Source organism: Mesorhizobium sp. WSM3879, assembly GCF_002294915.1.
Lineage (GTDB): Bacteria > Pseudomonadota > Alphaproteobacteria > Rhizobiales > Rhizobiaceae > Mesorhizobium.
In genome coordinates, this window is the sequence record NZ_NSFZ01000012.1 from 15,036 (window position 1) to 41,706 (window position 26,671).

Annotated in this window: 29 protein-coding genes; 25 read left to right on the forward strand and 4 right to left on the reverse strand. The window is 62.6% G+C overall.

Annotated features, from left to right (window positions below):
• Window positions 1-89: 89 nt before the first annotated feature.
• The 11 genes from CK218_RS23330 to CK218_RS31435 all read left to right on the forward strand — a co-directional run bounded on the left by CK218_RS23330 (window position 90) and on the right by CK218_RS31435 (window position 6,324).
• A complete protein-coding gene (locus CK218_RS23330) occupies window positions 90-476 on the forward strand; it encodes a hypothetical protein (RefSeq protein WP_095829033.1) in 387 nt (128 codons plus the stop codon).
• Window positions 469-861, forward strand: a complete 393-nt coding sequence (locus CK218_RS23335; protein ID WP_095829034.1) for a hypothetical protein — start codon at window positions 469-471, stop codon at window positions 859-861. The genes CK218_RS23330 and CK218_RS23335 overlap by 8 nt, the downstream gene beginning before the upstream one ends.
• Before the next feature lie 79 nt (window positions 862-940).
• Window positions 941-1,543: a terminase family protein gene (locus CK218_RS23340; RefSeq protein WP_245435159.1), complete on the forward strand. Its 603-nt coding sequence runs from the start codon at window positions 941-943 to the stop codon at window positions 1,541-1,543.
• A 507-nt stretch (window positions 1,544-2,050) separates the two neighbouring features.
• A complete protein-coding gene (locus CK218_RS23350) occupies window positions 2,051-2,806 on the forward strand; it encodes a terminase family protein (protein WP_095829036.1) in 756 nt (251 codons plus the stop codon).
• A 71-nt stretch (window positions 2,807-2,877) separates the two neighbouring features.
• Window positions 2,878-3,132, forward strand: a complete 255-nt coding sequence (locus tag CK218_RS23355; RefSeq protein ID WP_095824484.1) for a hypothetical protein — start codon at window positions 2,878-2,880, stop codon at window positions 3,130-3,132.
• Window positions 3,133-3,787: 655 nt separating this feature from the next.
• The gene (locus tag CK218_RS23360) at window positions 3,788-4,336 is read left to right on the forward strand and encodes a hypothetical protein (protein WP_143749689.1); all 549 of its coding nucleotides are present in this window, start codon (window positions 3,788-3,790) and stop codon (window positions 4,334-4,336) included.
• 79 nt (window positions 4,337-4,415) lie between these two features.
• On the forward strand, window positions 4,416-4,844 hold the full coding sequence (locus CK218_RS23365; RefSeq protein ID WP_095829038.1) for a hypothetical protein: 429 nt from the start codon (window positions 4,416-4,418) through the stop codon (window positions 4,842-4,844).
• 154 nt (window positions 4,845-4,998) lie between these two features.
• Window positions 4,999-5,280, forward strand: a complete 282-nt coding sequence (locus CK218_RS23370; RefSeq protein WP_066999356.1) for a hypothetical protein — start codon at window positions 4,999-5,001, stop codon at window positions 5,278-5,280.
• A gap of 7 nt (window positions 5,281-5,287) precedes the next feature.
• On the forward strand, window positions 5,288-5,602 hold the full coding sequence (locus tag CK218_RS23375) for a hypothetical protein (RefSeq protein WP_095829039.1): 315 nt from the start codon (window positions 5,288-5,290) through the stop codon (window positions 5,600-5,602).
• Window positions 5,603-5,660: 58 nt separating this feature from the next.
• Window positions 5,661-6,230, forward strand: coding sequence for a hypothetical protein (locus CK218_RS23380; RefSeq protein ID WP_095829040.1), 570 nt, complete (start codon window positions 5,661-5,663; stop codon window positions 6,228-6,230).
• Window positions 6,199-6,324 carry a hypothetical protein gene (locus CK218_RS31435; RefSeq protein ID WP_280950833.1) on the forward strand — a complete coding sequence of 42 codons (126 nt, stop codon included), beginning with the start codon at window positions 6,199-6,201 and terminating at the stop codon, window positions 6,322-6,324. The genes CK218_RS23380 and CK218_RS31435 overlap by 32 nt, the downstream gene beginning before the upstream one ends.
• Before the next feature lie 368 nt (window positions 6,325-6,692).
• Here CK218_RS31435 and CK218_RS23385 read toward each other — a convergent pair whose 3' ends face one another.
• Window positions 6,693-7,301: a methyltransferase domain-containing protein gene (locus tag CK218_RS23385; RefSeq protein WP_095829041.1), complete on the reverse strand. Its 609-nt coding sequence runs from the start codon at window positions 7,299-7,301 to the stop codon at window positions 6,693-6,695.
• Window positions 7,302-7,595: 294 nt separating this feature from the next.
• On the opposite strand from CK218_RS23385, the gene CK218_RS23390 reads away from it, so the two are divergent.
• The 7 genes from CK218_RS23390 to CK218_RS23420 all read left to right on the forward strand — a co-directional run bounded on the left by CK218_RS23390 (window position 7,596) and on the right by CK218_RS23420 (window position 17,495).
• Window positions 7,596-9,395, forward strand: a complete 1,800-nt coding sequence (locus CK218_RS23390; protein ID WP_095829042.1) for a portal protein — start codon at window positions 7,596-7,598, stop codon at window positions 9,393-9,395.
• Window positions 9,392-9,715, forward strand: a complete 324-nt coding sequence (locus CK218_RS23395; protein ID WP_066999342.1) for a hypothetical protein — start codon at window positions 9,392-9,394, stop codon at window positions 9,713-9,715. The genes CK218_RS23390 and CK218_RS23395 overlap by 4 nt, the downstream gene beginning before the upstream one ends.
• Window positions 9,716-10,553: 838 nt before the next feature.
• Complete coding sequence (locus CK218_RS30750) at window positions 10,554-13,013, forward strand: hypothetical protein (RefSeq protein ID WP_179294578.1); 2,460 nt, start codon at window positions 10,554-10,556, stop codon at window positions 13,011-13,013.
• Window positions 13,013-13,444, forward strand: coding sequence for a hypothetical protein (locus CK218_RS23405; protein WP_095829043.1), 432 nt, complete (start codon window positions 13,013-13,015; stop codon window positions 13,442-13,444). The genes CK218_RS30750 and CK218_RS23405 overlap by 1 nt, the downstream gene beginning before the upstream one ends.
• Window positions 13,445-13,860: 416 nt before the next feature.
• On the forward strand, window positions 13,861-16,395 hold the full coding sequence (locus tag CK218_RS23410; RefSeq protein ID WP_143749690.1) for a hypothetical protein: 2,535 nt from the start codon (window positions 13,861-13,863) through the stop codon (window positions 16,393-16,395).
• Window positions 16,358-16,966: a T6SS immunity protein Tdi1 domain-containing protein gene (locus tag CK218_RS23415; protein WP_095829045.1), complete on the forward strand. Its 609-nt coding sequence runs from the start codon at window positions 16,358-16,360 to the stop codon at window positions 16,964-16,966. The genes CK218_RS23410 and CK218_RS23415 overlap by 38 nt, the downstream gene beginning before the upstream one ends.
• Before the next feature lie 265 nt (window positions 16,967-17,231).
• Window positions 17,232-17,495, forward strand: a complete 264-nt coding sequence (locus CK218_RS23420) for a hypothetical protein (protein WP_127335254.1) — start codon at window positions 17,232-17,234, stop codon at window positions 17,493-17,495.
• Window positions 17,496-17,624: 129 nt separating this feature from the next.
• Here the strand turns inward: CK218_RS23420 and CK218_RS23425 are convergent, their stop codons facing one another.
• The 3 genes from CK218_RS23425 to CK218_RS23435 form a co-directional block, all read right to left on the reverse strand.
• Window positions 17,625-17,942 carry a YMGG-like glycine zipper-containing protein gene (locus tag CK218_RS23425; RefSeq protein ID WP_066999331.1) on the reverse strand — a complete coding sequence of 106 codons (318 nt, stop codon included), beginning with the start codon at window positions 17,940-17,942 and terminating at the stop codon, window positions 17,625-17,627.
• A 203-nt stretch (window positions 17,943-18,145) separates the two neighbouring features.
• Entirely contained in the window at window positions 18,146-18,547 is a 402-nt protein-coding gene (locus tag CK218_RS23430; RefSeq protein ID WP_095778290.1) for a type II toxin-antitoxin system HicB family antitoxin, read from the reverse strand.
• Between the two features lie 4 nt (window positions 18,548-18,551).
• On the reverse strand, window positions 18,552-18,740 hold the full coding sequence (locus CK218_RS23435) for a type II toxin-antitoxin system HicA family toxin (protein ID WP_095829046.1): 189 nt from the start codon (window positions 18,738-18,740) through the stop codon (window positions 18,552-18,554).
• Window positions 18,741-18,890: 150 nt separating this feature from the next.
• Between CK218_RS23435 and CK218_RS23440 the strand changes: the two genes are divergently transcribed.
• The 7 genes from CK218_RS23440 (at window position 18,891) to CK218_RS23470 (ending at window position 26,671) form a co-directional block, all read left to right on the forward strand.
• Window positions 18,891-19,460 (forward strand): hypothetical protein, encoded by a 570-nt coding sequence (locus CK218_RS23440; RefSeq protein WP_095829047.1) that lies wholly within the window; start codon window positions 18,891-18,893, stop codon window positions 19,458-19,460.
• Window positions 19,461-19,689: 229 nt separating this feature from the next.
• Window positions 19,690-20,595, forward strand: a complete 906-nt coding sequence (locus CK218_RS23445) for a hypothetical protein (protein ID WP_095829048.1) — start codon at window positions 19,690-19,692, stop codon at window positions 20,593-20,595.
• Window positions 20,596-20,627: 32 nt separating this feature from the next.
• Window positions 20,628-21,617, forward strand: a complete 990-nt coding sequence (locus CK218_RS23450; RefSeq protein WP_095778293.1) for a Coat protein — start codon at window positions 20,628-20,630, stop codon at window positions 21,615-21,617.
• A gap of 162 nt (window positions 21,618-21,779) precedes the next feature.
• Window positions 21,780-22,514, forward strand: coding sequence for an outer membrane protein (locus CK218_RS23455; RefSeq protein WP_141245528.1), 735 nt, complete (start codon window positions 21,780-21,782; stop codon window positions 22,512-22,514).
• A gap of 211 nt (window positions 22,515-22,725) precedes the next feature.
• The gene (locus tag CK218_RS23460) at window positions 22,726-23,325 is read left to right on the forward strand and encodes a hypothetical protein (RefSeq protein ID WP_095778295.1); all 600 of its coding nucleotides are present in this window, start codon (window positions 22,726-22,728) and stop codon (window positions 23,323-23,325) included.
• Window positions 23,326-25,791, forward strand: a complete 2,466-nt coding sequence (locus tag CK218_RS23465; RefSeq protein WP_095829050.1) for a hypothetical protein — start codon at window positions 23,326-23,328, stop codon at window positions 25,789-25,791.
• A 238-nt stretch (window positions 25,792-26,029) separates the two neighbouring features.
• Window positions 26,030-26,671: a hypothetical protein gene (locus CK218_RS23470; protein ID WP_095829051.1), complete on the forward strand. Its 642-nt coding sequence runs from the start codon at window positions 26,030-26,032 to the stop codon at window positions 26,669-26,671.

Here is a 26,671-nt window from a genome sequence, read left to right on the forward strand (position 1 = left end):
TGATCTCCCCCTTGGGGCGAGATGTCCGGCAGGACAGGCGGGGCGGGAACTCGACCTTTTTAGTTGAATCCAATCTGCGGAAGCTCTGCATGCCACGCTATGCCACCATCATCACCGGCGACGACGGCGCCGAAATCGTCAGCGCCATCGGCGAGTTCGAATCGTTCGGCGTGCCGCCCCGCACAGGCCGCGTCGAGGCAGTCGCGCCGGGTGTGCGCATCGGCATGGTACGCGGCGGTCCGGTCGACGCGATCGCCGGCTTCGGCTTTCCGCGCCAGAGTCTCGATCCGTCGGCCATGAGAGCCGCCGCGGCGAAGCTGAAACGAACGGAGCCGTTTTCCGGACAGGTCGATCAGCCCTCCGCGCCGAAGGCCGCCCGCGCCAAGCCGCGCAAGAAGCCGGCGCGCAAGCCCGCCAAGTGGCGTGCGGTTCGTTCCGCCGGAACGCCGGCAGCCGATGCAGCCGTCAATGGCTGACTGCGCAGGCAAGGCGCGGCGCGCCGGCGCCCGAACCGCTGGAGCGAAGGCTGAGCCGGCCGCCGCGCCGATAGCCAGGCGCTCGAAAAAGACGCTGGGCGACGATTTCGCCGCGGCGCTGCGCGCTGATTTCCGCGCCCATGGCGCCGGCGTCATCGCCGCGGTCAGGGCGGAAAAGCCCGACCAGTATCTGAAGGTCGTGCTGACGATGCTGCCTAAAGAGTTCTCGCAGGGTCTCGATGCGAACCAAAACAGTCTGGGCCAGTTGAGCGATGAGGAGATCCGCAGCCGCATCCGCGGCCTCGAAGCGAGGCTGCGGCCGTTCCTCGATGATAACGACCTATCTGGCGCTGCTCGAGGAGCTGGACCAACGCCGTCAACGTAACCTTCTTGCTGCCTACAGGCCGTACCAAAGGCAGGCCGAGTTCCACGCGGCGGGGGCAAAAAACCGCGAGCGCCTGTTCATGGCCGGTAACCAGCTCGGCAAGACCAGGGCAGGGGGCGCCGAATGGGCCATGCACCTCACCGGCCGCTATCCGGACTGGTGGAGGGGCAAGGTGTTCGACACGCCCGTCCGGCTTTGGGCCGCCGGCGTCACCGGCGAGGGCACGCGCGACAATCCGCAGCGTGTGCTGGTCGGCCCGCCGCAGCGACAGGCGGAATGGGGCACCGGAATGATCCCGGCCGACGCCATTGCCGAGACGACGATGGGCCGCGGCGCGCCCGGAGCGCTGGACAGCGTCGTCGTGCGCTGGGGCGGTGGCGGTGATGTGCAGGCGGGCGAAAGCGTGCTCTCCTTCAAGTCCTACGAAAAAGGCCGCGAGAAATGGCAGGGCGAGACGCTGCACGGTGTCTGGTTCGACGAGGAGCCGCCGCTGGACATTTATTCCGAGGGTCTGACCCGCACCAATGCGACGGGCGGGATAACCATCGTAACTTTCACACCGCTGCTCGGGATGTCGGATGTGGTGCTGCGATTTTTGTCGGCGGAGGCGGTTCAGGGCTTGGGTTCCGCGCCCCCGCAAGGCGGGGTGGCCGCGAAGCGGCCGGAGAGGGGGTCTTCGTAGGGCGACAAGCTTACGAGTAGCTTTCCGCTCTTGCATCGACAGCCGGCGCTGCCCCCGCTCCGTCGCAGCTTCCGCCGCGCCACCTCTCCCCCACGTTCGTGGGGCGAGGAATTGGAGCCAAAAAATACGGATGAAATCCGATCAGGGATATTTGCTGCCCGCAAGCTGCCTAGCGCGAGCCTTAGGGTCGGTCGCTTTCCGGGTTAGCGGTTGGCACCATATCCTTTCGTCACGAGTAATTGGATTGTACCAGACATTGCATACTTTGTTCGGTGTGTCCGGGATACAAACTTTGCGTTGGAACCCCCTGAACTCGTGCATCCCGCAGGTCTGCTTGCTCGTGTCATAGGGCACGTTCGACTGGCAGGCTGAGGCGCTCGCGGCAATGGCCACGACGATTGCAATGCGGATCATGTATCTCCCCCGTTTCATCAGGAACTTCGCATTGATGAACAGTATTATCAACGACAATAGTTGGTTGGGGCAGATAGTTACGACGAGACTAATATGTCCCGACACGTGACCTTCATGACCATCGAAGATGCCGGGCACTATTCGCCCGAGCAGCGCGCGGAAATTATCGCCGCCTATCCGGAGCATGAGCGCGAGGCGCGCGCGAACGGCATTCCGGTGCTGGGCTCCGGTCGCATCTTCCCGGTGCCGGAGGAGATGATCGCCTGCGAGCCGTTCCGGCTGCCGCGCTGGTGGCCGCGCATCGGCGCGCTCGATTTCGGCTGGGACCATCCTTCGGCCGCGGTCGAGCTTGCCTGGGACACCGAGGCCGACATCGTCTATGTCGCCAAGGCCCACCGCGCCGCGCAGCAGACGCCGGCGATGCAGGCGCTGGCGCTGAAGTCCTGGGGCGAGTGGCTGCCCTTCGCCTGGCCGCGCGACGGCCGCCGCGAAACGCTGGAAGGCGCCGGCGTTGCGCTCGCAAAACAATATGCCGCGCATGGGCTGACCATGCTCTCGGGTCACGCCCGCTTCGCCGACGGCTCCGTCTCGGTCGAGGCCGGCCTGATGGACATGCTCGACCGCATGCAGTCCGGCCGCTTCAAGGTGTTTTCCACGCTTCACGCCTGGTTCGAGGAGTTCCGCCTCTACCACCGCAAGGACGGCCAGGTCGTGAAACTGCGCGACGACCTGATGGCCGCGACACGCTATGGCGTGATGATGCTGAGGGAAGCGGTGGTTGACCCGGCGGAGTTCAAGGCGGCGCGGCGGCCGGCGGCGCAGAGCGATCCGCTGGGCGCGTTTCGCTAAGTGGTAACAGAGGCAGGGGACATGGCGAAACCCGTACGGTATTGTCCACGGCATTCAGGGGGGCAGGCCGCATGATCTTTTCGACGATGTTCCGTTCTATCAAGATGGCTGTCAGTGGCGAGGTCATTCAGCGGATCGATACGCCAATTATGGACGGCCACTGCACGATTTCCCTGCGCCTGAAGCGCGATAGAAAAGGCCGCAAATATGTGGTGCTGGCTGGCATAGCCAGCGGCAACTACCAGTATTATCCAATGGAGCTGGAACAGTTCAGGCAGGTCATCGAAGCGGCCCTCGCCATACAATCTGCGACTGCTGCCGAGTAGCTGGCTCAGCTCCGTACAGGACAGGGCGATCCGCTGGGGGCTTCCAGGTAGGGCAGAACCTCTCGCTTCGTCATGCTCGGGCTGACCCGAGGATCCATGCCATGACGTAGCCAAAGGGCGCACCGGAGCAGAATTTCTCAATCGGAGCAATACCTTAGCGTCACCGCATGGATCCTAGGGTCTGCGCGTGTCGCTTCGCTCCTCGCTTCGCCCCAGGATGACGAAGAGCCGTTCCGGCCACCCCAGCACGAGCGACTTCTAGCCTCCAAAATCCTCAATCCAGCAAGTCGCGCACGCGCCGCCGCGCTTCCGATCGGCTGCGATCGCCTGCGCGCCCCTTTTCCAAAGCCCAGTCGTGCACCGACCCTGCTACCCGGGAAGCTTTATCTCAACAGCTGGACCAAGCTAGGATTTATTAGCCACCACTGCGGCGACAGGGGAGCAATCACCTTCTTCGGCGGCCCCCGGCGAACCCAGGTCTGCAGTTCGACAGGCCGCAGAGGGTTTCGGCAATTACCTCAGCGAGAGCTTTGAGGCCCTTGGCCGTGCCCCGCGCGGCATTGGGCTGATTCTGCAGGATCTGCGCGATTCCCCTTGGGACTTCCTTGAGCAACTGCCGGTCACCCCCGGCTCGGGGCCTGTTGCCGAAGGGCGCTTGGCGTCAGAGGCAGCCGGCGAAGCTGTTGCAAAAGGCTTGGCGATTGTCCGCGACGGGGCGGCCAAGTTTACCAAGCCGCTCGAGAAGTTTGCAACGAGTGGTTCGCGCGCCAAGTCGGGGCTCGCCGCTGATGCCGCGGTGGCTCGCCAAGCGGTTGAGACGAAATCTCTGGTCAAAGCCGCGGAGGATGCTGCCTACCGTGTAGGCACCGGCGCCAAACTCAAGAAGGGCGAGGTTCTTGAGATCATAAAGTCGATCGCAAGAGATCCTTCGAAGGTAAAGTATCAAGGGGCATCGTTCGGGAGGGCTGCCTCCAAAAACTACCGCAAAACATTTCTTGATGCGAACCCGAATCTGCAGGGAGAAGTTGTCGTACATCATGCTGCGGAGCGACAGATATGGGAGAGATTTCCACGCATCGTCGCTGCAAACGAGGAGCACTCTCTTCAGAATCTTCGTGGCATTCCAAAAGCTTCGATAACCTTTTGCACAAGGTCATTTTGCGGTACGAGTGGGAAGAATTTTACGAGGCGTATCCTCAGCTAACACGTTAGCAAATTCTGGATTACGTGAGTTACATCGACAGGAGATACGGGCATCTGTTCAATCCTCCGATAGGTGAGTGATGCAATATTTTAAGATACGGCCGCACGTGGCTGGTGGTATTGGCAAAGGCACTATTCTCGACTCGAGCGTTCATCCACCGATCGTAACCAAGCTCCACTACAAGGTAGAGGCATGGTTCGGGGATGTGATTGTTGCGACGTTTCCTTGTTTCCTCGTCACTGAAGAAACCCAGCGTGCGCTGCAGAAGATGGGCTTTTCAGGCGCGACGTTCGCGGACGCTGAGGTGACGACCTCGGAAGAGTTTCAAGAGGATCAACCCGGCCTGGAACTGCCACATTTCGTTTGGTTGAAAGTGAATGGAAAGGCGGGTCAAGACGACTTCGGGATCGCGGTGCCCTTCCGCCTCGTCATCTCGGAACGCGTTCTTGATCTGCTTGAATCGTTGGGCATTTTCGTTGCGATAGTCGAGCCTTACGACGACGAATAGCATGGGAATTGGCGATATCAGCACACTCAATCCCTGAAGCGACTCAGCTTTTTGAGGTTAACTATTGTTTAGATGGGCCGAACGAAATAGTGCACTGTCACCGCAATTCCCTTCATCCGAATCGCCGAGGAGGATTTTCCTTATGGGGAAAATAATGAAGCTACTGGATATCGTTGAAAGGCTGTCGGATTTTGATGAAGAGGACACGATCTATGTATCGGAGCCTTGGACCGAAGACTCTGATGCAATGGTTGCGACCGCGCCCGATGATACTATGGTACCGCCAAAGGCGGCGGCCAAGGCGGGTCTGACATACTTCATCGAAATATTCATCGCGATCGATGTTACAGAGGGATGGATTGCGTCGCAGAAGGAAAAGCCCAGCCTCTCGGCGATCTGCGACAGGCTGATTTATTATGCCACCTATGATGCGTGAGGGGTAAATGTCGGACGACAAGCGTTATGAAGGAAAGCCGCTGCTCAGGCTTCTGGAGTTTTATGTGCTCAAGGCGATTGGAGAACTGTCTCAGGAATCCGAAGAGTCCCTGGACGCCATGGCGCCGAAGTTGCAGGCCATCTATGGCGGCGATGGACGGTGGGATGACGCGATCGCCAAGGCTCTTCACATGCCCGACACCATGCCAGAGGCGATCGGGGATATGTGGAAGAAGAATCTCAAAATCGCCCACAACAACAAGGTAACGCTTACGCCCCAGCAATTTGCCGAAATGTTCGTGGACAACAACTTCGCGGGCTGAGATTGCGGTAACGGAGTCACCTGGCGACGGCTTCGCTCTCGACCACGAAAGCCCATCCATGCCCACCCGCATCGTCCCCGCAACGCTGCGGGATCTCTCCTACATCGCCGCCAACCTGCGTCCCGAGGACCGGGCCGAGATCGACTGCCAGCTCGACCATTGGTCGCCGGCGCTGCTGGCGCTGACGGCGCTGCAGGGCTTTGCCTATGTCGCCGAGCTCGACGGCAATCCAGAGGCCGGCTTCGGCGCGGCCGAGCAGCGGAGCGGCCTTTGGATCGCCTGGAGCTGGGGCACGCGCCGCATGAAGCGCTGCGTGCCGGAAATCACGCGCTTCTTCCATGCGGTGCTTGGGACCCGGGTCGCGGCCAAAGGCGCCTGGCGGGTCGAGGCGAGGGCGCTTGCCGAGAACGAGCTTGCGCTATGCTGGCTGGACCGGCTCGGCGCTACCCAACGCTGCCGCCTGCCGGGTTACGGCAGGAACGGCGAAGACTTCTTCCTCTATGATTGGACAAGAGAAAGCTGGAACCATGTGTCTCTTTCAAAAACCGCCGGAACTGAAGCCATTGCCGCCGACGCCGACTATGCAGGACAAGGACGTGCAGGCGCGGGAAGCGGCGCTCAGGGCTGAGCTCGAGCAGCGCCAGGGCACGCTCTCCACGGTCAAGACGGATCTGGCGCCAAACGACGTTGCCGGCCGGCGCCGCGTGCTGCTCGGAGTCTGACGCCATGACAGCGATGAAACGCAGTTTCCGCCGCCGCGTGCTCGATTGGTGGTATTGGCGACGGCATGCGCGGTTGGTGAAGCGGCGATCCCACTGATCAACATCGGCGCCTTTCCCTTCTCTTGCGATTTCCAACACTTAGCTTCGCTAAGATGTTGAAATCGCTTTCTCTCCCACAAGGGGGAGAAAAGGCGCCGCGCTGTCCTCGACGCTAGTTGCCAACGCTTAAGATCTACGGGAGCGCTGATGCGGCGCGCTATCTTCCCGCTTGTGGGGGAGAAAGCATTTTCCTGCATTTGCGAGCCGGCTTGTCCCCGAGCAAGTGCTTGGAAAATGCCACAGAGTGGATTTCGTAGGGCGTCACCCGATCACCCCTTCTTCGCGAACGCCCAGACCATCACCGGATACTCCTCGTCGTTGCTCAGGTCCCGCCACAGCCCGTACGCCCGAACCGGGCCGCCAATATGGGCCATGGCGCAGGCCTTGTTGCCCCAGCCGAAGGCCTGTACATCATCCTCGGCGAAGCCGCCTTCGACCATCAGCTGCTTGAGCCCCGCGGGCGTCCAGCGACTGTAGTCGTGCGGGCGGGCATGCACGCGAAACAGGAAGGGCGTGGCCACCATCGCCCAGCCGCCGGGCCTCACCATGGCGTGGATGTTGGCGGCCGCCGCCAGCGGGCGCTGCACATGCTCCAGCACCTGGTCGGCAATGACGATGGAGTATTGCTCGTCCGTGCGATCCTTGCAGATGTCGAAGTCGGGGAAATCGAGTGACCGGTAGTCCGGGCACATCGCCCGCCAGTAGCGGTTCCAGCCCGGCGAGATCTCGATCACGTCGCGCGATTTGCGGTTGGCCGCCTCGAGGAAGGTCGTGAAGGCTTCGATCTGGCGGATGCGCAGCCAGTTGCGGCTGTCGTAACCGATCAGCCGCTTCACTGCTTGTTTGCTTCGGGTTTTCAGCGCGCCGGCAAGGCTCATTCTCGACCTCCCTCGTGCCCGCCGCATTCGGGTGTGTAGCACCCAGAAGTGCGCAAAAGATGACATGAAGAGGGTAATCTCCCCCCGTGTGGGGGAGATGCCCGGCAGGGCAGAGGGGGGCGCTGTCCCGCCGGCTTCTCCATCGTTTCGCTTACCAGTTTCCCGGCCAGGTGTTCTGGCTGACTTCATCGAGAAGCGGCGCTCTACGGCGCCCCCCTCTGCCCTGCCGGACATCTCCCCCACGAGGGGGGAGATTGGCAGCTCCGGCCGCTCCGCCAAACAAGCGAGATCCCCATGACCGATTCCCGCGCCCGCGATATCCTGTCGCGACAGGCCGAACTCGAGACCGAACGCGCCGCCTATGAGCCCGTCTGGGAAGCAGTGGCGGAGTTCTGCGATCCCGATGCGCCCGACATATGGACCGGCCGCCGCACCAGCCGCGGCGAAAGCCAGGCCGAACGGCAGGAGCAGCGCGGCTCTCGCGTCTACGCTAACACCATCAACTCCGCCGCCAACCGGCTCGCCGCCGGGCTGGAAAGCCTGATCATCCCGCAGTCGGAGAAGTGGCACGGACTGACCACCGCCGAGATGGACGATGAGGAGACGGACGAGGAGAAGGAGTGGGCGGAAGCCTTGCGCGATTTCCTGTTCGCGCTGCGCTATTCGGCCAACTCCAACTTCGTGCCGGCGACGCAGGCCTGCCTCAGGAATGTCGTGCGCTACGGCCCGGCCTATCTCTATGCCGAGGAAGGTTTTGGGGGCACGCTGATCCGCTATGCTTCCATTCCCGTGGTCGAGGGTTATCTCAGCCGCAACCGCTGGGGCCAGGTCGACACATTTCATCGCCGCTACGAGCGCACGGCGCGCCAGGCGGCGCAGCTGCTCGGCTACGAGAAATTGCCGGCGCGCATCAAGGCGTTGGTCGACGACCCCGCCAAATGCGAGGGAAAGGTCTCGCTGATCCAGTGCGTTCAGCCGCGCGACGAGCGGCGCATGTATCGCTCCGGCGGCTCCTACCAATATCTCGACGCGGCGTTTGCCTCCTACCACGTCATCGAGGACGAGGAGGAGATCGTGCGCGAGTCGGGCTTCCGCACTTTCCCGGTCTCGATCTTCAACTGGCGCCGCTACGAGGGCGACGCCTACGGCATCTCGCCTTCCATCGAGGCGCTGACCACGGTGCGCGAGGAAAACGCGGTGCGTCGCTCCGGGCTTCGCGCCCTGCAGCAGATCACCGATCCGCCGACGGCGTCCAAGGCCAGGCTCGACTATGTGCCGGTGCTCAATCCCGGCGAAAATTATCCGGGCCTGATCGACGACAATGGCCGGGCGCTGATCCAGCCGATCGCGACCGGCCAGAACCCCAGCTATGCCTTCGACTATGCGGCGAGCCGCGCGGACGAGATTCGCGACATGATGTTCGTCAATCTGTTCCAGACGCTCGTCCAGAATCCGCAGATGACCGCCACCGAGGCGCTGATCCGCCAGGAGGAAAAGGGCGCGCTGCTTGGGCCGTCGGGTTCGATCATCCAGGCCGGCTTTGCCGCAAATCTCGACCGCGAGCTTTCGATCCTGGAAGACAAGGGCCTTTATGACGAGGACAGCCGCTTCGCGCCGCCGGCGAGCCTCGCCGGCAAGACCGTGCGCCCGACCTTCACCGGCCCGCTCGACGTGTTGCGCCGCTCGGCCGAAGCCCGCGACACCATCCAGGTGGTGACGACCGCCATGCAGATGGCGCAGTTCGATCCCGGCATCATGGACAATATCGACGGCGACGAGGCGCTCCGCGTCGTGCAGAGCGCCGGCCGCAGCCCGCAGCGCATTTTTCGACGCAAGGACGAGGTCGAGGGCCTGCGTGGAGCCAGGGCGCAAGCGCAACAAGCGCAGGCCGGCATGGCCGCGATCGCCACCGCCGGCAAGGTGGCGAAGGACGCCGTTCCGGCGGCAGTGCAAGCGCGCGACAGCGGCCTGCTCGACAGCCTGCAGGCGATGATGCAGGGCGGCCAAGGCGGCGCGGCTGCCGGTGGCGCGGCTGGTGCTCCTGCCGCTGCTCAAGGCGCGATGCCTGCCGGCGCCGCCAATGGTGGCGCATGAGCCGCAAACGCTTTGCCCGCCCATCCGACGCCGGCGGCCCCTTGGCCGCGCGCGAGGCGCTGACCAAAGCCTATCGCCGCGCCTTTTCCGGCGAGGACGGCGAGATGGTGCTCGCCGACCTCACCGCCACCACCGGCTATTATCGCCGCCCGTCCTACGGCGACTGGCTGGCGCGCACCAAGACGCCCGAGGGCTTCGAACTGCACAGTGCGCTGAGCAACGCGCGCGCCGAAGTGGTGCAGCACATCATGGGTTTTCTGATGCTGGAAGATGGCGAGCTCGCCGCACTCGAAAAGGCGGCGCGGGCCGAGGAGAGATGAGGCGCTAGAACTGCCAATCTCCGCCCAAGTGGGGGAGATCAGCAGCTTCGCTCCCACCGCCAATTCTGCAGCGTTGGTGATTGGCGAAAGCATGCATGACAGCCAATCTCCCCCCTTGAGGGGGGAGATGTCCGGCAGGACAGAGGGGGGCGTGCCCCACCGGCCGTGCCGTGTTTCTAGAGACCTTTCCTATCGCAGGTTGAAGTCCATCTGGACCCGATCGAGGTAGGCGCTCTGCCGCGCCCCCTCTGTCCTGCCGGACATCGCCCCACGAGGGGGGAGATCAGCAGCTTCGCTCCCACCGCCAATTCTGCAGCGTTGGTGATTGGCGAAAGCATGCATGACAGCCAATCTCCCCCCTTGAGGGGGGAGATGTCCGGCAGGACAGAGGGGGGCGTGCCCCACCGGCCGTGCCGTGTTTCTAGAGACCTTTCCTATCGCAGGTTGAAGTCCATCTGGACCCGATCGAGGTAGGCGCTCTGCCGCGCCCCCTCTGTCCTGCCGGACATCGCCCCACGAGGGGGGAGATCAGCAGCTTCGCTCCCACCGCCAATTCTGCAGCGTTGGTGATTGGCGAAAGCATGCATGACAGCCAATCTCCCCCCTTGAGAAGGGAGATTGTCCGGCAAGACAGAGGGGGGTGCCTCGCGCCTGCCTGCCGTGATCTGCCACGCCGCGGTCGCGTCAACGCCAGCCCAATCGCACGAACCACGTCGCGATCCCTCCGCCATCCGAGCTCCACCCGAAACTCACCACCCGCACCGCCGAACCGGCCGCTGTCCCTGGCGGCCCGTCGCCGCGCGCACTCCCTTCAAAACCGCCGGGCAGGAAACAGCCAATGGTCCACATCATTCCTCTCTCCGTCGCCCAGCGCCGGCTCGATACCGGCAGCGCCGTGCAATATCCGGACTCCTCGCCGGTAGGCGAGGCTGTCCAGCAGCTTGGCGACAGGTGGCAGGCTGCCGCGGAGCGCTACGAACAGCGCAAGGCGCAGCAGCAGGCCTTCGACACCGAGATCGCCGCCCGCAAACTGAACGGCGAGCTTGCTCAGGCCGAGGCCGAGACGGTGGCCAACGCGCCCGCCGATGGCACCGGCCTGCACGAAGCCATGTATGGCCAGGTCGATCCGTATACCGGCCAGGTGGTGAAGACCGGCTGGTTCGACACGCTGTTCGGCAATTTCCTGAAGCAGGCGCCGCCCGAGCTGCGCGCCAGCCTTGCCAGCCGCAAGGAAGCGCTGCGCGAGGCGGGCTCCCACCGAATGGCGCTGCAGCAAAATCAGCGCCGCAAGCAATATGAGCAGGATCAGGCGGCGGAGGTTCACACCGCCGAGCTAAACAACATCGCGCGGAGCGACCCGAACGATACCGCCGCCTTCGATGCCTCGCGCCAGCGCGGCCTCGATCTCATCGCTAAGATGGATCTCGATCCGCAGATCAGGCTGCAGGCCGAAGCCGCCTGGCGCGCCAGCACGGCGAAGCAGCGGATGCAGGCGCTCATCGCGCAAGACCCGCGCCGCGCCGCCGAGATGCTGAGCGCCGGACCGGTGGCTAGCGACGACATGGGCGAGACGGCGCGGATGCAACTAGGCGCCGCGCGGCAGGATGAGCAGGCCGCCGCAAAAGGCGATTGGCGCCGCGCAAAGACACCGGACGAAGTGATCGCACAGGCGTTCGGCGACATTCCACAGCACGAACAGGCAGCGCTGACCCGACAGGCGCAAGCAGCCGATGCTGCTCGGCAGGTTGAGTTTCGCACCAACGTCGGTCTCGCCGAACAGAACGCGGCGGACGATATCGCACGCACCGGTGCCTATTCCGGCAAGATCCCCGGCAGGGACGCCTTCAGGATCGCCTATGGCCCTGATGAGGGCGACGAACGCTTCCGGGTTTTCTCCTGGCGGGCCGATGTCGGCCGTCAGGTTTACGGCATGCAAACCACGACGAACCGGGCAATCCATGCCGCGCTCCGCGACGCCGATTCCGGGCCGAGCATTTCGCAAAAGGATCAGGATCGCCGCGAGGCGACTGCCGCGGCGGTCGGGCTGGTCATGAACCATCGGCGAACCGATGCCGGCGGCTATGTTTCAGAAGCACTCCCCGAAATCGCTACCGCCTGGAAGGCCGTGATCGGCGGGGGACTCGAGGATCCAAACGGTTACGACAAGGACGCCTATGACAAGGCGGTCGCGATGACTATCGCCGCGCAGGAACACTTGGGTATCGAGAACCTTCAACCCGTGCCGCAATCCTTTCTCCGCGATCTCTCGGACAACTATGACAGCAAGAGCAGTTATCAGCAGGATAAAAACGCGAAGATAGTGGGGCTGCTTGCGGGAACGTCCGGCCCTGTTGCGCGTGCAGCTGTGGCCAGGCAACTGGCCGACGCCGATCTGGGTTGGATTATGCCAGTCGAGTCTGGCTACAGGCCTATGTCGACGCGCGCAGTGTTGGCATCGCAGGCCAATGGGCTTGGTAAGGCCGTCGCAAATGCGGGTATCGGTGCCGCCGAACTCGCTGCCGACGCAGTTACTTTGGCTGCCGATGGCAATAGCCAGGCGAGGATCAGCCTCCCTGATTTCTCAGGGGCTTATTACAAGCCGGCCAACCGGGTCGAGAACCTAACGATGCAACAGGGATCTGATGCATTGAGCTGGGCGATTCCGTGGCCGGCGTTTGGTCGAGCTACTGTTGCCGAGAAAAGAATACCGCAAGCAATTGAGACAAAGAGCGCGATCGCGGCCGAGCATGCAGAAAGCTTCGTCGCTAACAAGCAGCCAGGCAAGTTAGCTGAGGAAGGCGAGGCGCCTGTCGGCGCTATGGACGCCGAAACTCTCCGATACCAACAAGGGCTGGCCAGTTTCGCCTTCCGACGGGTCCCCAAATCCGAACGCGAGTTTGACAACGCAATGCTAGGCGCAATGCTTGCCCGGGATCCAGACACAGTGAGGTACGCCGGCGCAAAGTTGGGCATTGCCGAAACGGAAGATTATCGAAAGACATTTTTCGATAGAAATCCGGAATTGAAAAAGGAAGATAATATTGTTCATCACGCCGGCGAGAAGCAGGTCAAAAAAAGATATCCCTCGATCGTCAATAAAGAAGAAATAAATTCATACGAAAACTTAAGAGGTATCCCAAAGAAATTTGATAGAAATTTGCACAAAAAAGTAATAAGATTCGAAATGAATGAGTTTTATAAGAGAAATCCAAATTTTACACGCGAGCAATGGCTTGATAAAATCACTGAAATTGACAAGAAATATGGCCATCTGTTCAACCCACCAGTAGGTGAATAATGCGATATTTTGATGTTAGGCCGGATGTGGCTGGTGGGCTTGGCGACCATACCGTTTTGGATAACCGCGTTCACCCTCCGATCGTTCACAAGCTACACTACGAGATAGAGGGATGGTTCGGCGATGCACTTGTAACAACCTTTCCATGCTTCCTTGTAACGGAAGAGGCAAAGCAGGCGCTGTTGAAGATGGGCATCTCCGGCGCAAATTTTGCTGACGCAGAGATAACAGTGTCAGATGAATTTCATGAGTTGCAGACTGGGCAGGACTTGCCAGAATTCGTCTGGTTAAAAGTGGACGGGCGAGCAGGTCACGACGATTTTGGCATCGCTTCAAACTACGATCTTGTCATATCGGAAAGAGTTCTTGACTTGTTTGAAAATCTAGGAATTCCCTCTGCGGTGATTGAGCCGTTCAATGGAAAATTGTAATAGGCACTTTTCCTGGTGGAGTCGACACAGTGGTTAAGCGTGCTGTGCGACTTTTTGGATCAGTTCGTAGGAGATTTATAGCCGCCGGCGGAAGGGGGCGGATTGGCCGGCCTTGGCACGCGCACTGCCGTGGGAACCGCAACCGGCGGCGCTTACGGCGGGGTATACGCCTACAACACCGATGAAAGCAGTTGTCGGTAGGCAGGTGGCTAGAAGACTCGGAAGCCGCTTTGGTCCCGCCGAATTGCCGACTTCTCGGAAACGGAAGAGATAGTTGCAGGCTCCTCTGTTCCAAGCAGCAAACTCGCAAACTCGACGGAGGGGTCTCCTTCTGAAGGTGCAGACCTTCAGAAAGGCACAGAGGATTTACGCAAACTTGGCTCGGATCACCCGTCAGGCAGTTTCTCGATATCAGATTGGACAGGCTATTCGGCGTTAATTCCGAAGCCAAAAGAACCGTTCAGATTGCCAGAGGGTATGGAATACGATGCGCCGAGTCCTTCGGCAAGAACATAAAGGCCGGCACCCCCAATCGCGCCGGTGAGTACGCCCTCGGGAATGCTGCGAGAGGCGCTGCCGATAAAGCCAACCGCATTTTTCGGCAATTTCCTGAAGCAGGTGCCCACCGAGCTTCGCGCTGGCCTTGCAAGTCGCAAGGAAGCGCTCCGCGCGGCAGGCTCGGTGCGCATGGCGCTGCAGCAAATCAGCGCCGCAAGCAATATGAGCAGGACCAGGTGTCGGAGGTTCACACCGCCGAGCTCAGCAATATCGCGCGGAGCGATCCGAACGACACCGCCGCCTTCGAAGTCTCCCGCCAAGTCGGTCTCGATCTCATCGCCAAGATGGACCTCGACCCGCAGATCAGGCTGCAGGCCGAAGCCGACTGGCGGGCCAGCACCGCGAAGGCGCGGATGCAGGCCCTGATCGCGCAAGACCCGCGCCGCGCCGCCGAGATGCTCAGCGCGGGGAAGGTGGCGGGTGACGGCATGGGCGAGACGGTGCGTTCGCAGCTTGCTGGCGGTGCTCGGAACGAAACAACGGAAGCAAACAGCCAAAAAACGCCGGATGAAATGGTCGCACAGGCGTTCGGCGAACGGCCGTCGCGGAATGACCCAGCAACCATTCCTCTCGACGCCGTCACCTACCTGAAGCCGGGCGACATCGGCGCGCTGAAGGCTCAGGCGAACAACGCCACCGCGGCTCAGATGGTCAGAGCGAATGCGAGGGTCATGCTTGCCGAGCAGAACGCCCCGGCGGTCATCGCCATCACCGGCAGATACCCCGAGGAAGAGCCGACCGAGCAGGACTTCGTCAAGGTCTACGGCGCCGACCTGGGGCCACAACATTTCGAACAATTTCGGATCAAAACCGGTGTCGCCAAAGCCTACTCCGACATGCATGCGGCGCCGAACCAGGCGATCCATGCAGAGCTTCGCGATTCCGAACCTGGACCGAGCGGTTCGCCGGAACAGCGCAAACGCTACGAGATAAAGGCCGGCGCCGCCCAGCTGATCATGGCCGCCCGCGAAGCCGATCCTGTCGCTTACGTCAGCCAATTGTTTCGCGGCGACGCTCCGGACTGGAGCAAGGTCAAGACGCCTGAGGAATTTCAGGCGGCCGTCAACTGGGCCAGGGCTGCCCAGCAGCATCTGGGTTTCAGCACAGTATTGGCCGTTCCGCAGGAATTCTCGGACAGCCTTGGCGCCAGATATGTCGATGACAGCGTGCCGCTGCAGCAGCGCAACATCGAACTGAGCGACATTCTGAAGGCGGTGCGCGACCCCGATGCGCGCGTCGCATTGGCCGGACAGGTTTTCCAATCCGCTCTGGCTCGCCTCCGCCAAAACGCGGCGGATGATCCGAAGATCACGCCGGCGGAACTGGAAGCCCAGGCAAAGAACCTCCAGTCCGATCTGATCAACATGGCTGCGCATCCGGCACGCGCGCGGTTCGACGCCGGCCCATGGTGGCAAAAGCCGTTCGCCGCCACGAACGACGTCGTCAGGCTGATGGCCAACGGCGCAACTTTCGAACAGGCCGACAAGTTCGCTGCCGGGATGAACTGGCTTTTCTCCGACAAGAGCTATGACGAGCTGCTGGCGGCCGAGCAAGCCGAAACCGAAGACGCCGAGGACCGTGCCGGATCGGCTGCCATAGGCGCAAACCTGCTCGGCGCTTTCGTCACCGGCCATGGTCTTCAGAGCGCCGGCCTTACCTTCACCGGAAGATTCGGAGCTGAGGCTCTCAAGGGCGTGCCGGGCCTGTTCGCGCGAAGCGCGACCGCAGCCGCCGACGGCGCCATGCTCAGTGGCATCGACGCCGCGCTCAACGGGCGGGACATCGTGCGGGAAATGGGCTCCGGCGCGATTTTGGGTGCCGGTGGAAATGCGCTCGCCGAGGGGATTAGTACTGTCGGCAGCCGGGTCGTGGCAAGGCTCACTGGTGGCCAAACCGAGGTCCCGTCCAATGCAGCGCTGGAGGCTCCGGCTCCTTCACCTTCCGAGAGCATCACAGCGCCTCCAGAGGTCGAGGCCGGAGGTACTATCGCCGGCGTCGATGAATCTACTGCCGGCCACGATCTCCATCTCTACTACATGCCTGAATGGGATGCCGCGCAACGGGCTGCGGCGGATCTCAAAGTTAAGATATTGACCGAAGCCGACACTGTGGTTAGCCGTGCTGTGCGGCTGTTTGGATCGGCGCGGAGGAGGTTTATAGCCGCTGGCAACGAGGTTCTTGCCGGCAGCCATGTGGACCACCGAGTCGATTTGCAGCTTGGAGGTTCAGATACAATCGACAATATGGCTCTGCTTGACGCCAGCGTTAACACAAGTCTCGGGTCTCAAATCAATAACTTGATTAAGAATCTGCCAAAGGGAACTAAAATCAACAAGGTAACTATTGGAGATCGTGATGTTCGAGATATTCCAAAAAAACTTCGAGGTAGATAGCAGGGTCCCGGCGGATTCTGGTAATTCTTCGCTGGACACAAAGGTGGCCGGGCTGAATGAGTTGCTCGCGACCTTCGGCGGCGCGACGTTCCGTCATGGCTTGTATCGAATAGTGCGGGCGCAGGACGTCGCGCGATGGAACGCAAGAGTATTGTTGGGCTTCCCCGAATTCTCCGGTCGGATAACTTGCTTTGGCTATGACTGGCAAGGCTCGGCCTTTGCGGTCGACACCGGAAGGCTTGAGCAGGGCGAGCCAGGCGTTTTGATGTTCGAACCGCATACGGCGGAAGCTTTGCAGATACCGTCCAATATCAAGACTTTCCACGACATCGAGCTCGTGGAGGAGGACGGTGCCGCCTTGGTCCCCGACGGATACGCAGCATGGCGTGAGAGCGGTGGGGCCGAACCGAATTACCAACAATGCGTAGGTTACAAGAAACCGCTGTTTCTGGGAGGTGAGGACACGATCGACAATTTCGAGTTGTCGGACTTGGATGTCTATTGGCACATCATGGGCCAAATCATCGCCAAGGTGAAGGGACTGCCGCCCGGAACACCAGTGCGCGTGTAGGCTTGACCCCAGGGGGTGGCATGCACGAGGCACCAAGCGCAACCCACCAGCAGACCGTGATAGATACACATAATCATGTTCACCCACAGACCGTGAGGTTGCGTACAACTAAAAATGCAGGTACGGTGACTGAATGCAAGCGAGAGTTGCTAAAGGGCGTAAAATCTGAATAGGCAGAAGAAAGGTATTCGCTGGCCTTTTAGAAACTTTCGAAGCTATCCGCACTTAGACAAAGGGGGATTATATGGGTGCAGGGTCTGCCGCGATGCTGCTCGGGGCGCTCGTTCCGACGTTTTTGCTGAGCCGATTATTGCTATGGGTTACAAAGAGTTGGAATGGTGGCGTGCTGCGCCTGTTGCTGGTGCATATCATTTGCGGCGCGCTCGCCCTTGTCGCCTCTGCTTACGGCTACTCGCATAACGGGGCGCCGGATTGGTCCCACAGCTCCGTCTATATGGTTGCTCAGTTGATCTGGCTGATTGTGGATTTTGTTCGCGGCCGCCGCCGGCAAAGCCAGCCTGCGAGCTGATGGCCCTTAGATTCGCCTTCGCTTCGCCGTTTCAGCGCTCGATAGCGCCAGCATCTCAGGCGCCGGCGCTGCCCGCCTCTTCGGGGCACCTTCTCCCCGTGAAACGGGGAGAAGGGAAGACCGAAACGATCAATAATCGCCGTTGTAGTACCGGTCGTCGCAGGGCGCGGTGTAGATGCGGCCGTAGCGGTCCTGATAGCGGCAGAGTTGCTCGCCGCGGCGCTGCGGCGTCGTGGCCGAGCCGACGACGGCGCCGAGCAGCGCGCCGCTCGCCGCACCGATGACGGTGCTCTTGGTGTTGCCGCCGATCGCCTGGCCGACCAGAGCGCCGCCGGCGCCGCCGATCAACGCGCCGGTGGTGGCCCGCTGCTGCCCTTCAGTCTGCGTCTCGCATCCGGCAAGCGCCGCGGTCATGAGCACCGCCAGAATAGCCTTCTTGATGATCATCTCTAGAACTCCTCTGAAGCCCCGGGACTGACGACAGGGGCGAACGAAGCTGAACTGCGGTCGCATTGCGGCGGAACGGCGGCGGCACCCGCTCACGAAGTGAGTCAGGGTTTCCCGGCTGTTGAAGTTCATGGTTTCCAAACCGGAAATGTTAATGGCAAACAGTAAGATAGCGACGCTCTCTGAATCAGATTGCGAGGCTGCTACGCGGCTTCGTTCCGCATCGCCTGCTTGGCCGCGACGGTCAAAAACCCGGAGCGGCTGTAGCCGTGGCGCTCGGCATAGCGGTCGATTTCGCTGAGCACATCCTCGGGAATTGTAACATTGACACGCACCACCCTAGCCTCCTCGGTCTTGAGCGTGACTAGGATGGCAACACCCGTGCGATTGTTCTTATCGATCATCACATCCTCGAGGGATGACGGCTCGGGAATGGCCTGGCCATCCTCGACAAGGCCATCGACATGGAAGGCAAGCGCCTCCTCGGCCAGCATGCGGGCCTCGTCGAGGCTTGTTCCAGCCGTGATCACGCCGGGGAAATCAGGGAACGAGACGCCGAAATCGCTGTCGGCGTCCTTGTGGATCAGGCCGATATAGTGTCGCATATTTCTACCTCAGCTTCAGGCCAGACTGTTTCTCGATGGATTTCAATGTGCTGACCGGAATGTCGCGCTTGGGGTGCGGCACCGTCACGCGGCCCGGTTTGGTGCGGTGCTTGAACTGGGCGTGACTGCCCTTGCGAGCCACCTCGAACCAGCCGTCAGCCTGTAATCTAGCGATGACGTCGGCACTCTTCATGTTGTGTATTGATACACACAATTCAAGAGTGCGTCCAGAGTCTGCCCAGGATGCCCAATCGGCGTTCGCCCTTCGTGTTCGGAACGCCAAGCAATTGGCTTTCCGTCCGCTGCGCGGACCACGCCTCACCCCCAAGAATGGAGAAATGAGATGACCCGAGGACTACCCCGCACCCTTGCGCGCGCCGCCGCCCGCGAGGGCCTTGCCCCGCCGAAGCTCGGCCTGAACGCCGCGACCAGCGGGCAGGGCGGAGCTTACCGCACCGTCTTCAGCTTCGCCGGCATGCAGGTGCCGGTCGCCGATGCGCTGGCCTATGCGAGCCAGAAGATCTTCGACTTCGCCGACGGCAAGGTGCGCATCAAGGGCGGCACGGCGAGGCTGCAGTTTGCGGTGCTCACTGCCCGCGCCTCGACCATCAACGACAATGCGGCTTTGACCTGGTCGCTGGGCTCAGCGGCCGCGTCCAGCGTCACGCTTTCCGGCACCATGGTCAATGTGCTGGCATCCACCGCCCGCACGCTGGACGGCGTGGGCACCGCGGTCTCCACGGCCTCCACCGCCGACATCGCCGCCGCCGCGACGCTCGACGGGACAACGACGCCGGTCGACCTCTATCTCAACCTGGCGTTTGCCACCGGCACCGACATCGACGCCGATGGCACCCTCGCGGTGACGGGGACGATCACGCTGCTGTGGGAGAACTGGGGGGATAACGCGTAGGCGCACGAACTGCTGATCCCCCCTCGTGGGGGAGATGCCCGGTAGGGCAGAGAGGGGCGCTGTCCCGCCGACCTTGCCGTTGACCGTATCTGAATTCATGCAAACAAACGCGACGTCGCGTTCCTTCGCGCCCCCCTCTGGCCTGCCGGCCATCTCCCCCACCTGTGGGGAGATTGGCAGCTTCGGCGCCGGCGCTCCTTCTGGAACTCTGAACAAAGGAATTTAACTCATGACAGATCTGGCAGAGGCCGGGTCCGTGGCTTCGCGGCCGGCGGGCAACCTGGCGACGCCTCCGGCTTCCGGGGACAACGGGTCCGCCCCGACGGCCGGCAAAAGTTGGTTTGACGGTCTTTCCGAAGGCAACCGCAAGCTCGCTGAAGCCAAGGGCTGGACCAAGGCTGAAAGCCTCGATCGGGTTTTCACATCCTATGCGGAGCTGGAGCGCCAGCAGGGCGAAAGCCTGCGCGTTCCCGGCAAGGACGCACCGAAGGAGGAATGGGACAGGTTCCATTCGAGACTCCCGGAGGCGATGCGTCCACTGACCTCGGCCGAGAAGGTCGAATACCGGCGGCCCGACAACCTGCCGGAAAACTTCGCCTATTCGGACGAACTCGCCAATGCCTCGAAGGCCTGGGCGGTCGAAGCGGGTGCAAGCCCCAGAACCGCGCAGGCCTATCACGACCGCTTCGTCGGCTACATGGCCGAGCAGGCTGCTGCCCAGCAGGCGGCACTTTCCCGCTCGGTCGAAGCCACCCACGACGAGCTGGTGCGCGACTGGGGGCCGACCGACAGCGACGGCTTTCGCCAGAAGCTGGAGGTCGCGAACCGGGCGATGAAGAAGCTCGGCCTGGTCAACGCCTACAAGCAGAAGGGCATCCTTCTGCCGGACGGCGCGCTGACCGATCCGCAGATCGCCCGGGCCTTCCACGCCATCGGCGAGGCGATGTTCCGCGAAGACACGATCGACGCCGACGGAGCGCCCAGGGGCCAGAACCCCTTCCGGCGCAACGCCGCCGGCGAGCGCAACATTTCGGCCATCTCCGCCCTTGTCAAAAGCGACCCTCAACGCGCCCGGCGGCTGGCCCGCGAGGCCGGTGAGAATCCCGACCTCTGGATGCCCAGCAACCCTCTCTGAAACCGCCTCATCAAACCTGAAGGAAAGAAAGAATGGCAGACGCCTATACCCGCATCGCGGACGCGATCGTTCCGTCCGTCTATGCCCAATACTCGTTCGAGGAGCACGTCCAGTCGCTCGAAATCTACCAGGCCGGGATCCTGTTCTCCGACCCGGCCATTTCCTCGAAACTCTCGATGGGCGGCCGCTCCGTCGACATGCCCGGCTGGAAGGATCTCGGCAACGATCCGTCGGAGCCGGTCAATGACGATCCGGCCGACTCGATCGAGATGAAGAAGATCGGCTCGCGCCGCGAGGTCGCCGCCCGCAACGTGCGAGCCCAGGCCTGGGGCGTTCCGGACCTGACCGCGATCCTTGCCGGCGACGACCCGCAGAAGCTGATCGTGCGCCGCCAGACCGAATACTGGCAGCGCGCCAACAAGCTGACCCTGCTCGGCATCCTGAAGGGCGTGCTCGCCGACAACGTCGCCAATGACGGCGGCGACTTGGTGCGCACCACCGGCGCCTCGATCGTCGACACCGACATCATCGAGGCGGCGTACCTCATGGGCGACCGCGCCGATAAGTTCCGCACCATCTGGATGCATTCCAAGCAGATGAAGGCCCTCAAGCTCGCCGACCTCATCGACTATGTGCCGTCCTCGGAGCAGGGCGGGCCGCTGATCCCCTATTACATGGGCCTGCGCTGCGTGGTCGACGACGACATCCCGGTCGCGGCCGGCGTCTACACGGCGTTCATGTTCAAGGACAAGGCGATCCTGTGGAACGAGCTGCCGGTGAACTCTGAAGGCGGTCCGCTAGAGTTCGACCGCAAGCCGCGCCAGGGCCATGGCGGCGGCGTCACTGAAATGGTGGGTCGCCGGCATTTCGTGGCGCATGTCCCGGGCACGCGCTTTCTCGACGCCTCGACCGCCGGCGAGTTCGCCACCGACGCCGAGCTGGCGCTGGCCGCGAACTGGGACCGCACCGCCTCCAGCGTGAAGAACATGAGCTTCATCGCGCTGAAGACGACGGAGGCGTAACGACCTTTCGACCGCTTGGCGGGGAGGCAATGCTCCGCCAAGCTGGCTCCGCTTGGTCAGCGCTCACAGCAACGATCGTTCTCGAACGATTACCGATGTGCCGACAGCAACCTCTGACTGCAAAAATTCGGTTGTGTTGCGCAAAAAACACATCAACGCTCGGTGGCCGCTGATAGGTTGGGAGTCGGGTTTCACTTTGGGGTTTCGATGCGCTCACTTTCCTTCTTGTTTGCCGGTTTGCTGGCTTTGTTGACCGGGTCCGCAATGGCCGCCGATGCGGTGGCGGGCGCTCCGGCGGAAAGCATCAACTGGTCGGGTGCCTATCTCGGCGGCGTCGCCGGCTACGGCTGGAAGTCCGACAGCTATCATTACTCTGGTAGCTCGGTCGACTTCGATTCCAACGGCTTTGTTGGCGGGTTGACTGCCGGCTACAACTGGCAGCAGGGTCAGTTTGTTTTCGGTGCGGAAGCCGATATCAGCTACGCCGATATGAACAGCAGCGTACTAGAGATTCCCTTCGTGCCCCCGTGCGGCGTCCCAGGCCAAGGGTGCACGGCCAAGGTCGACTGGTTCGGCACCGGCCGCGCTCGCGTAGGCTATGCCTTCGAGAATTTTCTTCCCTACGCCACCGGTGGCCTTGCAGTCGGTCACGTGAAGGGATCGGCCGATCTCGGCGCATGCGGTGCTAGTCCGACTTGCGATTTCAGCGACACACGTTGGGGCTGGACCGCTGGCGCCGGCGTAGAATGGGCGATGAATCAGCAGGTTTCGTTCAAGGCCGAATATTTGCATGTCGACCTTGGCCGGCCGTCCTTCTCGACCAGCAATCCGCCGGATCCGTCGACTGACCGCATCGACTTCGACACCGTCCGCATCGGTATCAACTATCATTTCTAGGGTCCTGACTGGCTTCGGCCGAGCTGCCGCAAACATAGGGGAATTCGCTGGCGCCTGAGGCGTCAGCGTTCCTGGCTCCGCCCGGGCAGGACGCCGTAAAGCGCCGACACGCTGACATTCCGCACGCAATCCAAGCCGCCAGTAGCGGCTTTTTTCATGCCCGGAGTTCCCCATGACTTTTGCTCGACCAAGCCGGACGAGGCGCTGACCCATGGCCATCACCCCGCTCGACATCGCCAACATGGCTTTGGCAGTCCTTGACGAGGCGCCGATCGACAGCCTTGACCAGGACGTCAAGGCGGCCCGCCTGCTCAACCTGCATTTCGACCTCACCCGCGAGGGCGAGCTGGCGAAACATGCCTGGGTGTTCGCCATCCTTTCGGCCTTGGTGCCGGGCTCGGATTCAGGAAGCGGCGACTGCACGCTGAACTATGCCTACGAGTTGCCGGCCGACTGCATCCGCCCGCTGCCGCTGACCGACACCGGCGAGCCGGTCGGCGTGCCGATTTCCTGGCGCCAGGAGGCGGGGCTGGTCTATTCCGATCAGCCGGGACCGCTGACGATCCGCTACATCGCCAACCTCACCGATCCGAACGACTGGGACGCGCTGTTCACCGAAGTGCTGGTGGCGGCTTTGGCCATCAAGGTCGCGCATCCGCTGACCCATAAGGCGGGCATGATCGACATTGCCCGCGCCGCCTATGATCGCGCCCTCGACGCCGCCTTTTCGGCCAACGCCATCCAGCGCGGCGGCCGGCTCTACACCGGCGGCTGGGCAACCCAGCGCGGCGATTTGAGGAGCTTTCGTTAAATGACAGCGCTCTATCCGGTCCAAGACGTCTTCACCCGCGGCGAGATCTCGCCCAGGCTCCATTCCCGCGCTTCGCTTGACCTCTACCGGGCGGCGCTCGCCAAATGCGAGAATTTCGTCACCTTGCCGCATGGCGGCATCCGCGCCCGCGGCGGCACCTATTTCGTCGCCGAGGTGAAGAACTCGGCCAAGAAGACGCGCGGCATTCCATTCATCTTTTCCTCCGACCAGGCCTACTGCCTGGAATTCGGCGACCTCTATATCCGCGTCTATGCCTATGGCGCGCGGGTCGGCACGGTCGAGATCGCCTCGCCCTATCTGGAGGCAGACCTCTTCGAGCTCGCCTATGTGCAGTCGGCCGACCAGATGTGGATCACCCATCGCGACTATCCGCCCAAGGTGTTGACCCGCACCGCGCACACCGTGTGGACGCTCGAGGACTTCGAGTTCCTCGACGGTCCCTATGACGACATCAACGATACCGCCACGACGCTGACGCCTTCCGACACCGGCCACCTGACGCCCAAGATGACCTCGAACACGACGCCAGCCGGCACCGTCTCCGCTACCGCGGCAAGCGCCGACGACTTCAAGATGTTCGACCGTGACAAGACCCAGCATCTCATCTTGTCTGGCGGCGGCGACGGCTTCATCCGCTACCGCACCGCCGGCGGCGCTCAGCGGGTCGTTGACGCCTACTGGCTGACCGCCTCGAGCAAGGCGACCCAGGCTTACGACTTCTTCACCGCTTGGGAGGTCCAGGGATCGAATGACGGCGTTTCCTGGACCACGCTCGATACCCGTACCGGCGAGCTCGGCTGGGGTAATGGCGAGACGCGCTTCTACGATTTCCCCAACAAGTCCGCCTTCGAATACCATCAGCTGGTGTTCAGCGGCGGCGGCGGCGACGATGCGACCAATTCGATCGCCGCGGAGCTTGCCTTTCATGTCGCGGCTTCCGACCAGACGCCGTTCGATCTCACCGCATCCGGCACGGCCGGCATCAACGGCGGCGCCGGGTTCCAGGCCACCGATGTCGGCCGCGCCATCCGGCTGCTCGGCTCCGACGGCGTATGGCGCTGGGCCAAGATCACCAGCCGCACCAGCACCACCGTGGTGAAGATCGTAATCTACGGCCATGCCCTGCCGAACACCAACCCGATCACCCGCTGGCGGCTCGGGACCTTCGTGCCGGGCAAATATGTCGAGTCCGGCTCGCTCTATGAGGAGCGCCTGGCCTTCAGCCGGCGCTTTTCCGTCTATGCATCGGCCACCGGCGACTTCGACAATTTCGCGCTCGGCGAGAAGGACGACGACGCGCTGGAATTCGTCCAGGCCGGCGGCGGCCAGGCCAACGACATATTGTGGATCGCCGATTCCGACGGCGCGCTGCTGATCGGCACCTCCGGCGGCATCCGCGCCCTGTCGGGCTCTGGCATCGACGAGGCGCTGACGCCGTCCTCCTTCAAGAACCGTCGCTCGCGCACTTTCGGCTGCGCCCGCATCCGACCGGTCGATGCCGGGCAATCTTTCCTCTATGTCACGCGTTCGCGCCGGGCGATCGCCGAGCTGACCCAGGTGCAGACCAGCCGATATCAGTCCGAAGACATCGGCCAGATATCCGAGCACATTCCGAAGCAGGGCGTGGTCGATCTCGCCTACCAGACCGACCCCGACCCGATCCTGTGGTTCCCCCTCGATAATGGTGAGCTGGGGGGCTACACGCACCAGCCGAGCCAGGAAGTCCGCGGCATGCACCGCCATCGCCTCGGCGGGACCTGCTCGGGCTCCGATTGGGCGATGGTCGAAAGCGCGGTGGTGACGCCGGCGCAAAACGGCGTCGACGACATCTGGCTGTTCGTCAAGCGCACCATCGGCGGCCTGACGAAACGCTACATCGAGGTGATGCAGGCGCCCGTCGAATACGGAGAGCTCGCCGACGCTTTCCAGGTCGACTGCGGGCTGACCTACTCAGGGGCGCCGGTCAACGTCGTCTCCGGCCTCGGCCATCTCAACGGCCAGAAAGTCGACGTGCTGGGCGACGGCAAGGTCTTTCGCGGCCTCATCGTCGCCTCCGGTCAGGTGACGCTGCCCTCCGGCGCCACCGCCGCGAAATGGCAAGTCGGGCTTCCGTTTCAATCGGAAGCCGGCACGCTGGAGCTCGATGTCGGCGGCCAGGACGGCTCGATCATCGGTCGCCGCAAGAAGGTGGCGAAGGCGATCCTGTCGCTGCTCGAGACCGACACGACGGGACCTGAGGTGCAATCTTGCATCCGCGGCCGCTGGGAGGCCGTGCGCATGCCCTCGGTCGTCGCGCCCGACGGCAAGGCGAAGCTCTACACCGGCAATGTCGAGGTGCCGATCGACGACAGCTGGGTAGGGCAGGGCAGGGTGAAAATCCGCCACGTCAACCCGACGCCCTGCACGATCCGGGCGTTCACACCGGTGTTCGACGCGGAGCCGTAAGCGATGTTGCTGCCGCAATAGCAACGCCGAGTTCCCGCGCACCCCCCCTCTGGCCTGCCGGCCATCTCCCCCGCAAGGGGGGAGATCACCTGGCGTCTTTGCTTTCGCCAATTGCCGACCTTGCAAGTGACAGTACATCGCCCGAACTGCCAACCCTCCCCCCCTTGCGGGGGAGATGTCCGGCAGGACAGAGGGGGTGCTGTCCCGCCGGCCTCTCCGTCCACCAAGGAACCCACACATGACACCCCATGCCGAAGCTCTCGGCAGGGCGCGGACGGCTGCGGATTTCGCCGCCGTCATCGCTCTGCTCGACACCGATCTCAGCGAAGCCGTCGCCAGCCGCCAAGACCTGAAGCAGGCGGAAGACCGCGCCATTTTCGGCGATGGCGATCTTGCCGCCGCGCGCGCCGCGCTCGACGATTGCAACGACACGATCGCGATACTGGAAAGAGCAATCGCCGCCGCCGGCGACCGCCAGGCCACTGCGGCTCAAACCGAAGCCCGCGCCGACATTGAGGCGCTCAGCGAGGAGATCGAAGGCAAGGTGGCGCTGCTCGGCGCGCGCTGGCGCGCTGCCCGCCGGCTGGTCGAGGAACTGCGCGAGGAGCTGTTCGGGGCCGACGCGCTGTCGCGGGCGATTGCCACCGCCAACGGCCTGTTCGACGCCGCCGGCCTGCCGAGCCGGAAGGTGAGCCTGGCCGCCGCCCGCCGCGCCGCCATGGCCGGTCCGCGCGCGGCCGCGCCAGCGCGCCTCAGCCGCGCCGGCCTGGCGGCCGACCGGCTGCTTCTTTCGCTGATCAGCTCTGGCGGCGCGCTCGACGCGCGTCCGGGGCTCCGCGCGCCCGTCGCCGGCTCAACCAAGAAACCCAAGCGAGGCTGA

What these genes read in the sequence shown, in the direction of transcription:
- CK218_RS23330 (WP_095829033.1), top strand. Translation starts at nt 90, where the DNA reads ATGCCACGCTATGCCACCATCATCACCGGCGACGACGGCGCCGAAATC.
- CK218_RS23335 (WP_095829034.1), top strand. Translation starts at nt 469, where the DNA reads ATGGCTGACTGCGCAGGCAAGGCGCGGCGCGCCGGCGCCCGAACCGCT.
- CK218_RS23340 (WP_245435159.1), top strand. Translation starts at nt 941, where the DNA reads ATGGCCGGTAACCAGCTCGGCAAGACCAGGGCAGGGGGCGCCGAATGG.
- CK218_RS23350 (WP_095829036.1), top strand. Translation starts at nt 2,051, where the DNA reads ATGTCCCGACACGTGACCTTCATGACCATCGAAGATGCCGGGCACTAT.
- CK218_RS23355 (WP_095824484.1), top strand. Translation starts at nt 2,878, where the DNA reads ATGATCTTTTCGACGATGTTCCGTTCTATCAAGATGGCTGTCAGTGGC.
- CK218_RS23365 (WP_095829038.1), top strand. Translation starts at nt 4,416, where the DNA reads ATGCAATATTTTAAGATACGGCCGCACGTGGCTGGTGGTATTGGCAAA.
- CK218_RS23370 (WP_066999356.1), top strand. Translation starts at nt 4,999, where the DNA reads ATGAAGCTACTGGATATCGTTGAAAGGCTGTCGGATTTTGATGAAGAG.
- CK218_RS23375 (WP_095829039.1), top strand. Translation starts at nt 5,288, where the DNA reads ATGTCGGACGACAAGCGTTATGAAGGAAAGCCGCTGCTCAGGCTTCTG.
- CK218_RS23380 (WP_095829040.1), top strand. Translation starts at nt 5,661, where the DNA reads ATGCCCACCCGCATCGTCCCCGCAACGCTGCGGGATCTCTCCTACATC.
- CK218_RS23385 (WP_095829041.1), bottom strand. Translation starts at nt 7,301, where the DNA reads ATGAGCCTTGCCGGCGCGCTGAAAACCCGAAGCAAACAAGCAGTGAAG.
- CK218_RS23390 (WP_095829042.1), top strand. Translation starts at nt 7,596, where the DNA reads ATGACCGATTCCCGCGCCCGCGATATCCTGTCGCGACAGGCCGAACTC.
- CK218_RS23395 (WP_066999342.1), top strand. Translation starts at nt 9,392, where the DNA reads ATGAGCCGCAAACGCTTTGCCCGCCCATCCGACGCCGGCGGCCCCTTG.
- CK218_RS30750 (WP_179294578.1), top strand. Translation starts at nt 10,554, where the DNA reads ATGGTCCACATCATTCCTCTCTCCGTCGCCCAGCGCCGGCTCGATACC.
- CK218_RS23405 (WP_095829043.1), top strand. Translation starts at nt 13,013, where the DNA reads ATGCGATATTTTGATGTTAGGCCGGATGTGGCTGGTGGGCTTGGCGAC.
- CK218_RS23415 (WP_095829045.1), top strand. Translation starts at nt 16,358, where the DNA reads ATGTTCGAGATATTCCAAAAAAACTTCGAGGTAGATAGCAGGGTCCCG.
- CK218_RS23420 (WP_127335254.1), top strand. Translation starts at nt 17,232, where the DNA reads ATGCTGCTCGGGGCGCTCGTTCCGACGTTTTTGCTGAGCCGATTATTG.
- CK218_RS23425 (WP_066999331.1), bottom strand. Translation starts at nt 17,942, where the DNA reads ATGATCATCAAGAAGGCTATTCTGGCGGTGCTCATGACCGCGGCGCTT.
- CK218_RS23430 (WP_095778290.1), bottom strand. Translation starts at nt 18,547, where the DNA reads ATGCGACACTATATCGGCCTGATCCACAAGGACGCCGACAGCGATTTC.
- CK218_RS23435 (WP_095829046.1), bottom strand. Translation starts at nt 18,740, where the DNA reads ATGAAGAGTGCCGACGTCATCGCTAGATTACAGGCTGACGGCTGGTTC.
- CK218_RS23440 (WP_095829047.1), top strand. Translation starts at nt 18,891, where the DNA reads ATGACCCGAGGACTACCCCGCACCCTTGCGCGCGCCGCCGCCCGCGAG.
- CK218_RS23445 (WP_095829048.1), top strand. Translation starts at nt 19,690, where the DNA reads ATGACAGATCTGGCAGAGGCCGGGTCCGTGGCTTCGCGGCCGGCGGGC.
- CK218_RS23450 (WP_095778293.1), top strand. Translation starts at nt 20,628, where the DNA reads ATGGCAGACGCCTATACCCGCATCGCGGACGCGATCGTTCCGTCCGTC.
- CK218_RS23460 (WP_095778295.1), top strand. Translation starts at nt 22,726, where the DNA reads ATGGCCATCACCCCGCTCGACATCGCCAACATGGCTTTGGCAGTCCTT.
- CK218_RS23465 (WP_095829050.1), top strand. Translation starts at nt 23,326, where the DNA reads ATGACAGCGCTCTATCCGGTCCAAGACGTCTTCACCCGCGGCGAGATC.
- CK218_RS23470 (WP_095829051.1), top strand. Translation starts at nt 26,030, where the DNA reads ATGACACCCCATGCCGAAGCTCTCGGCAGGGCGCGGACGGCTGCGGAT.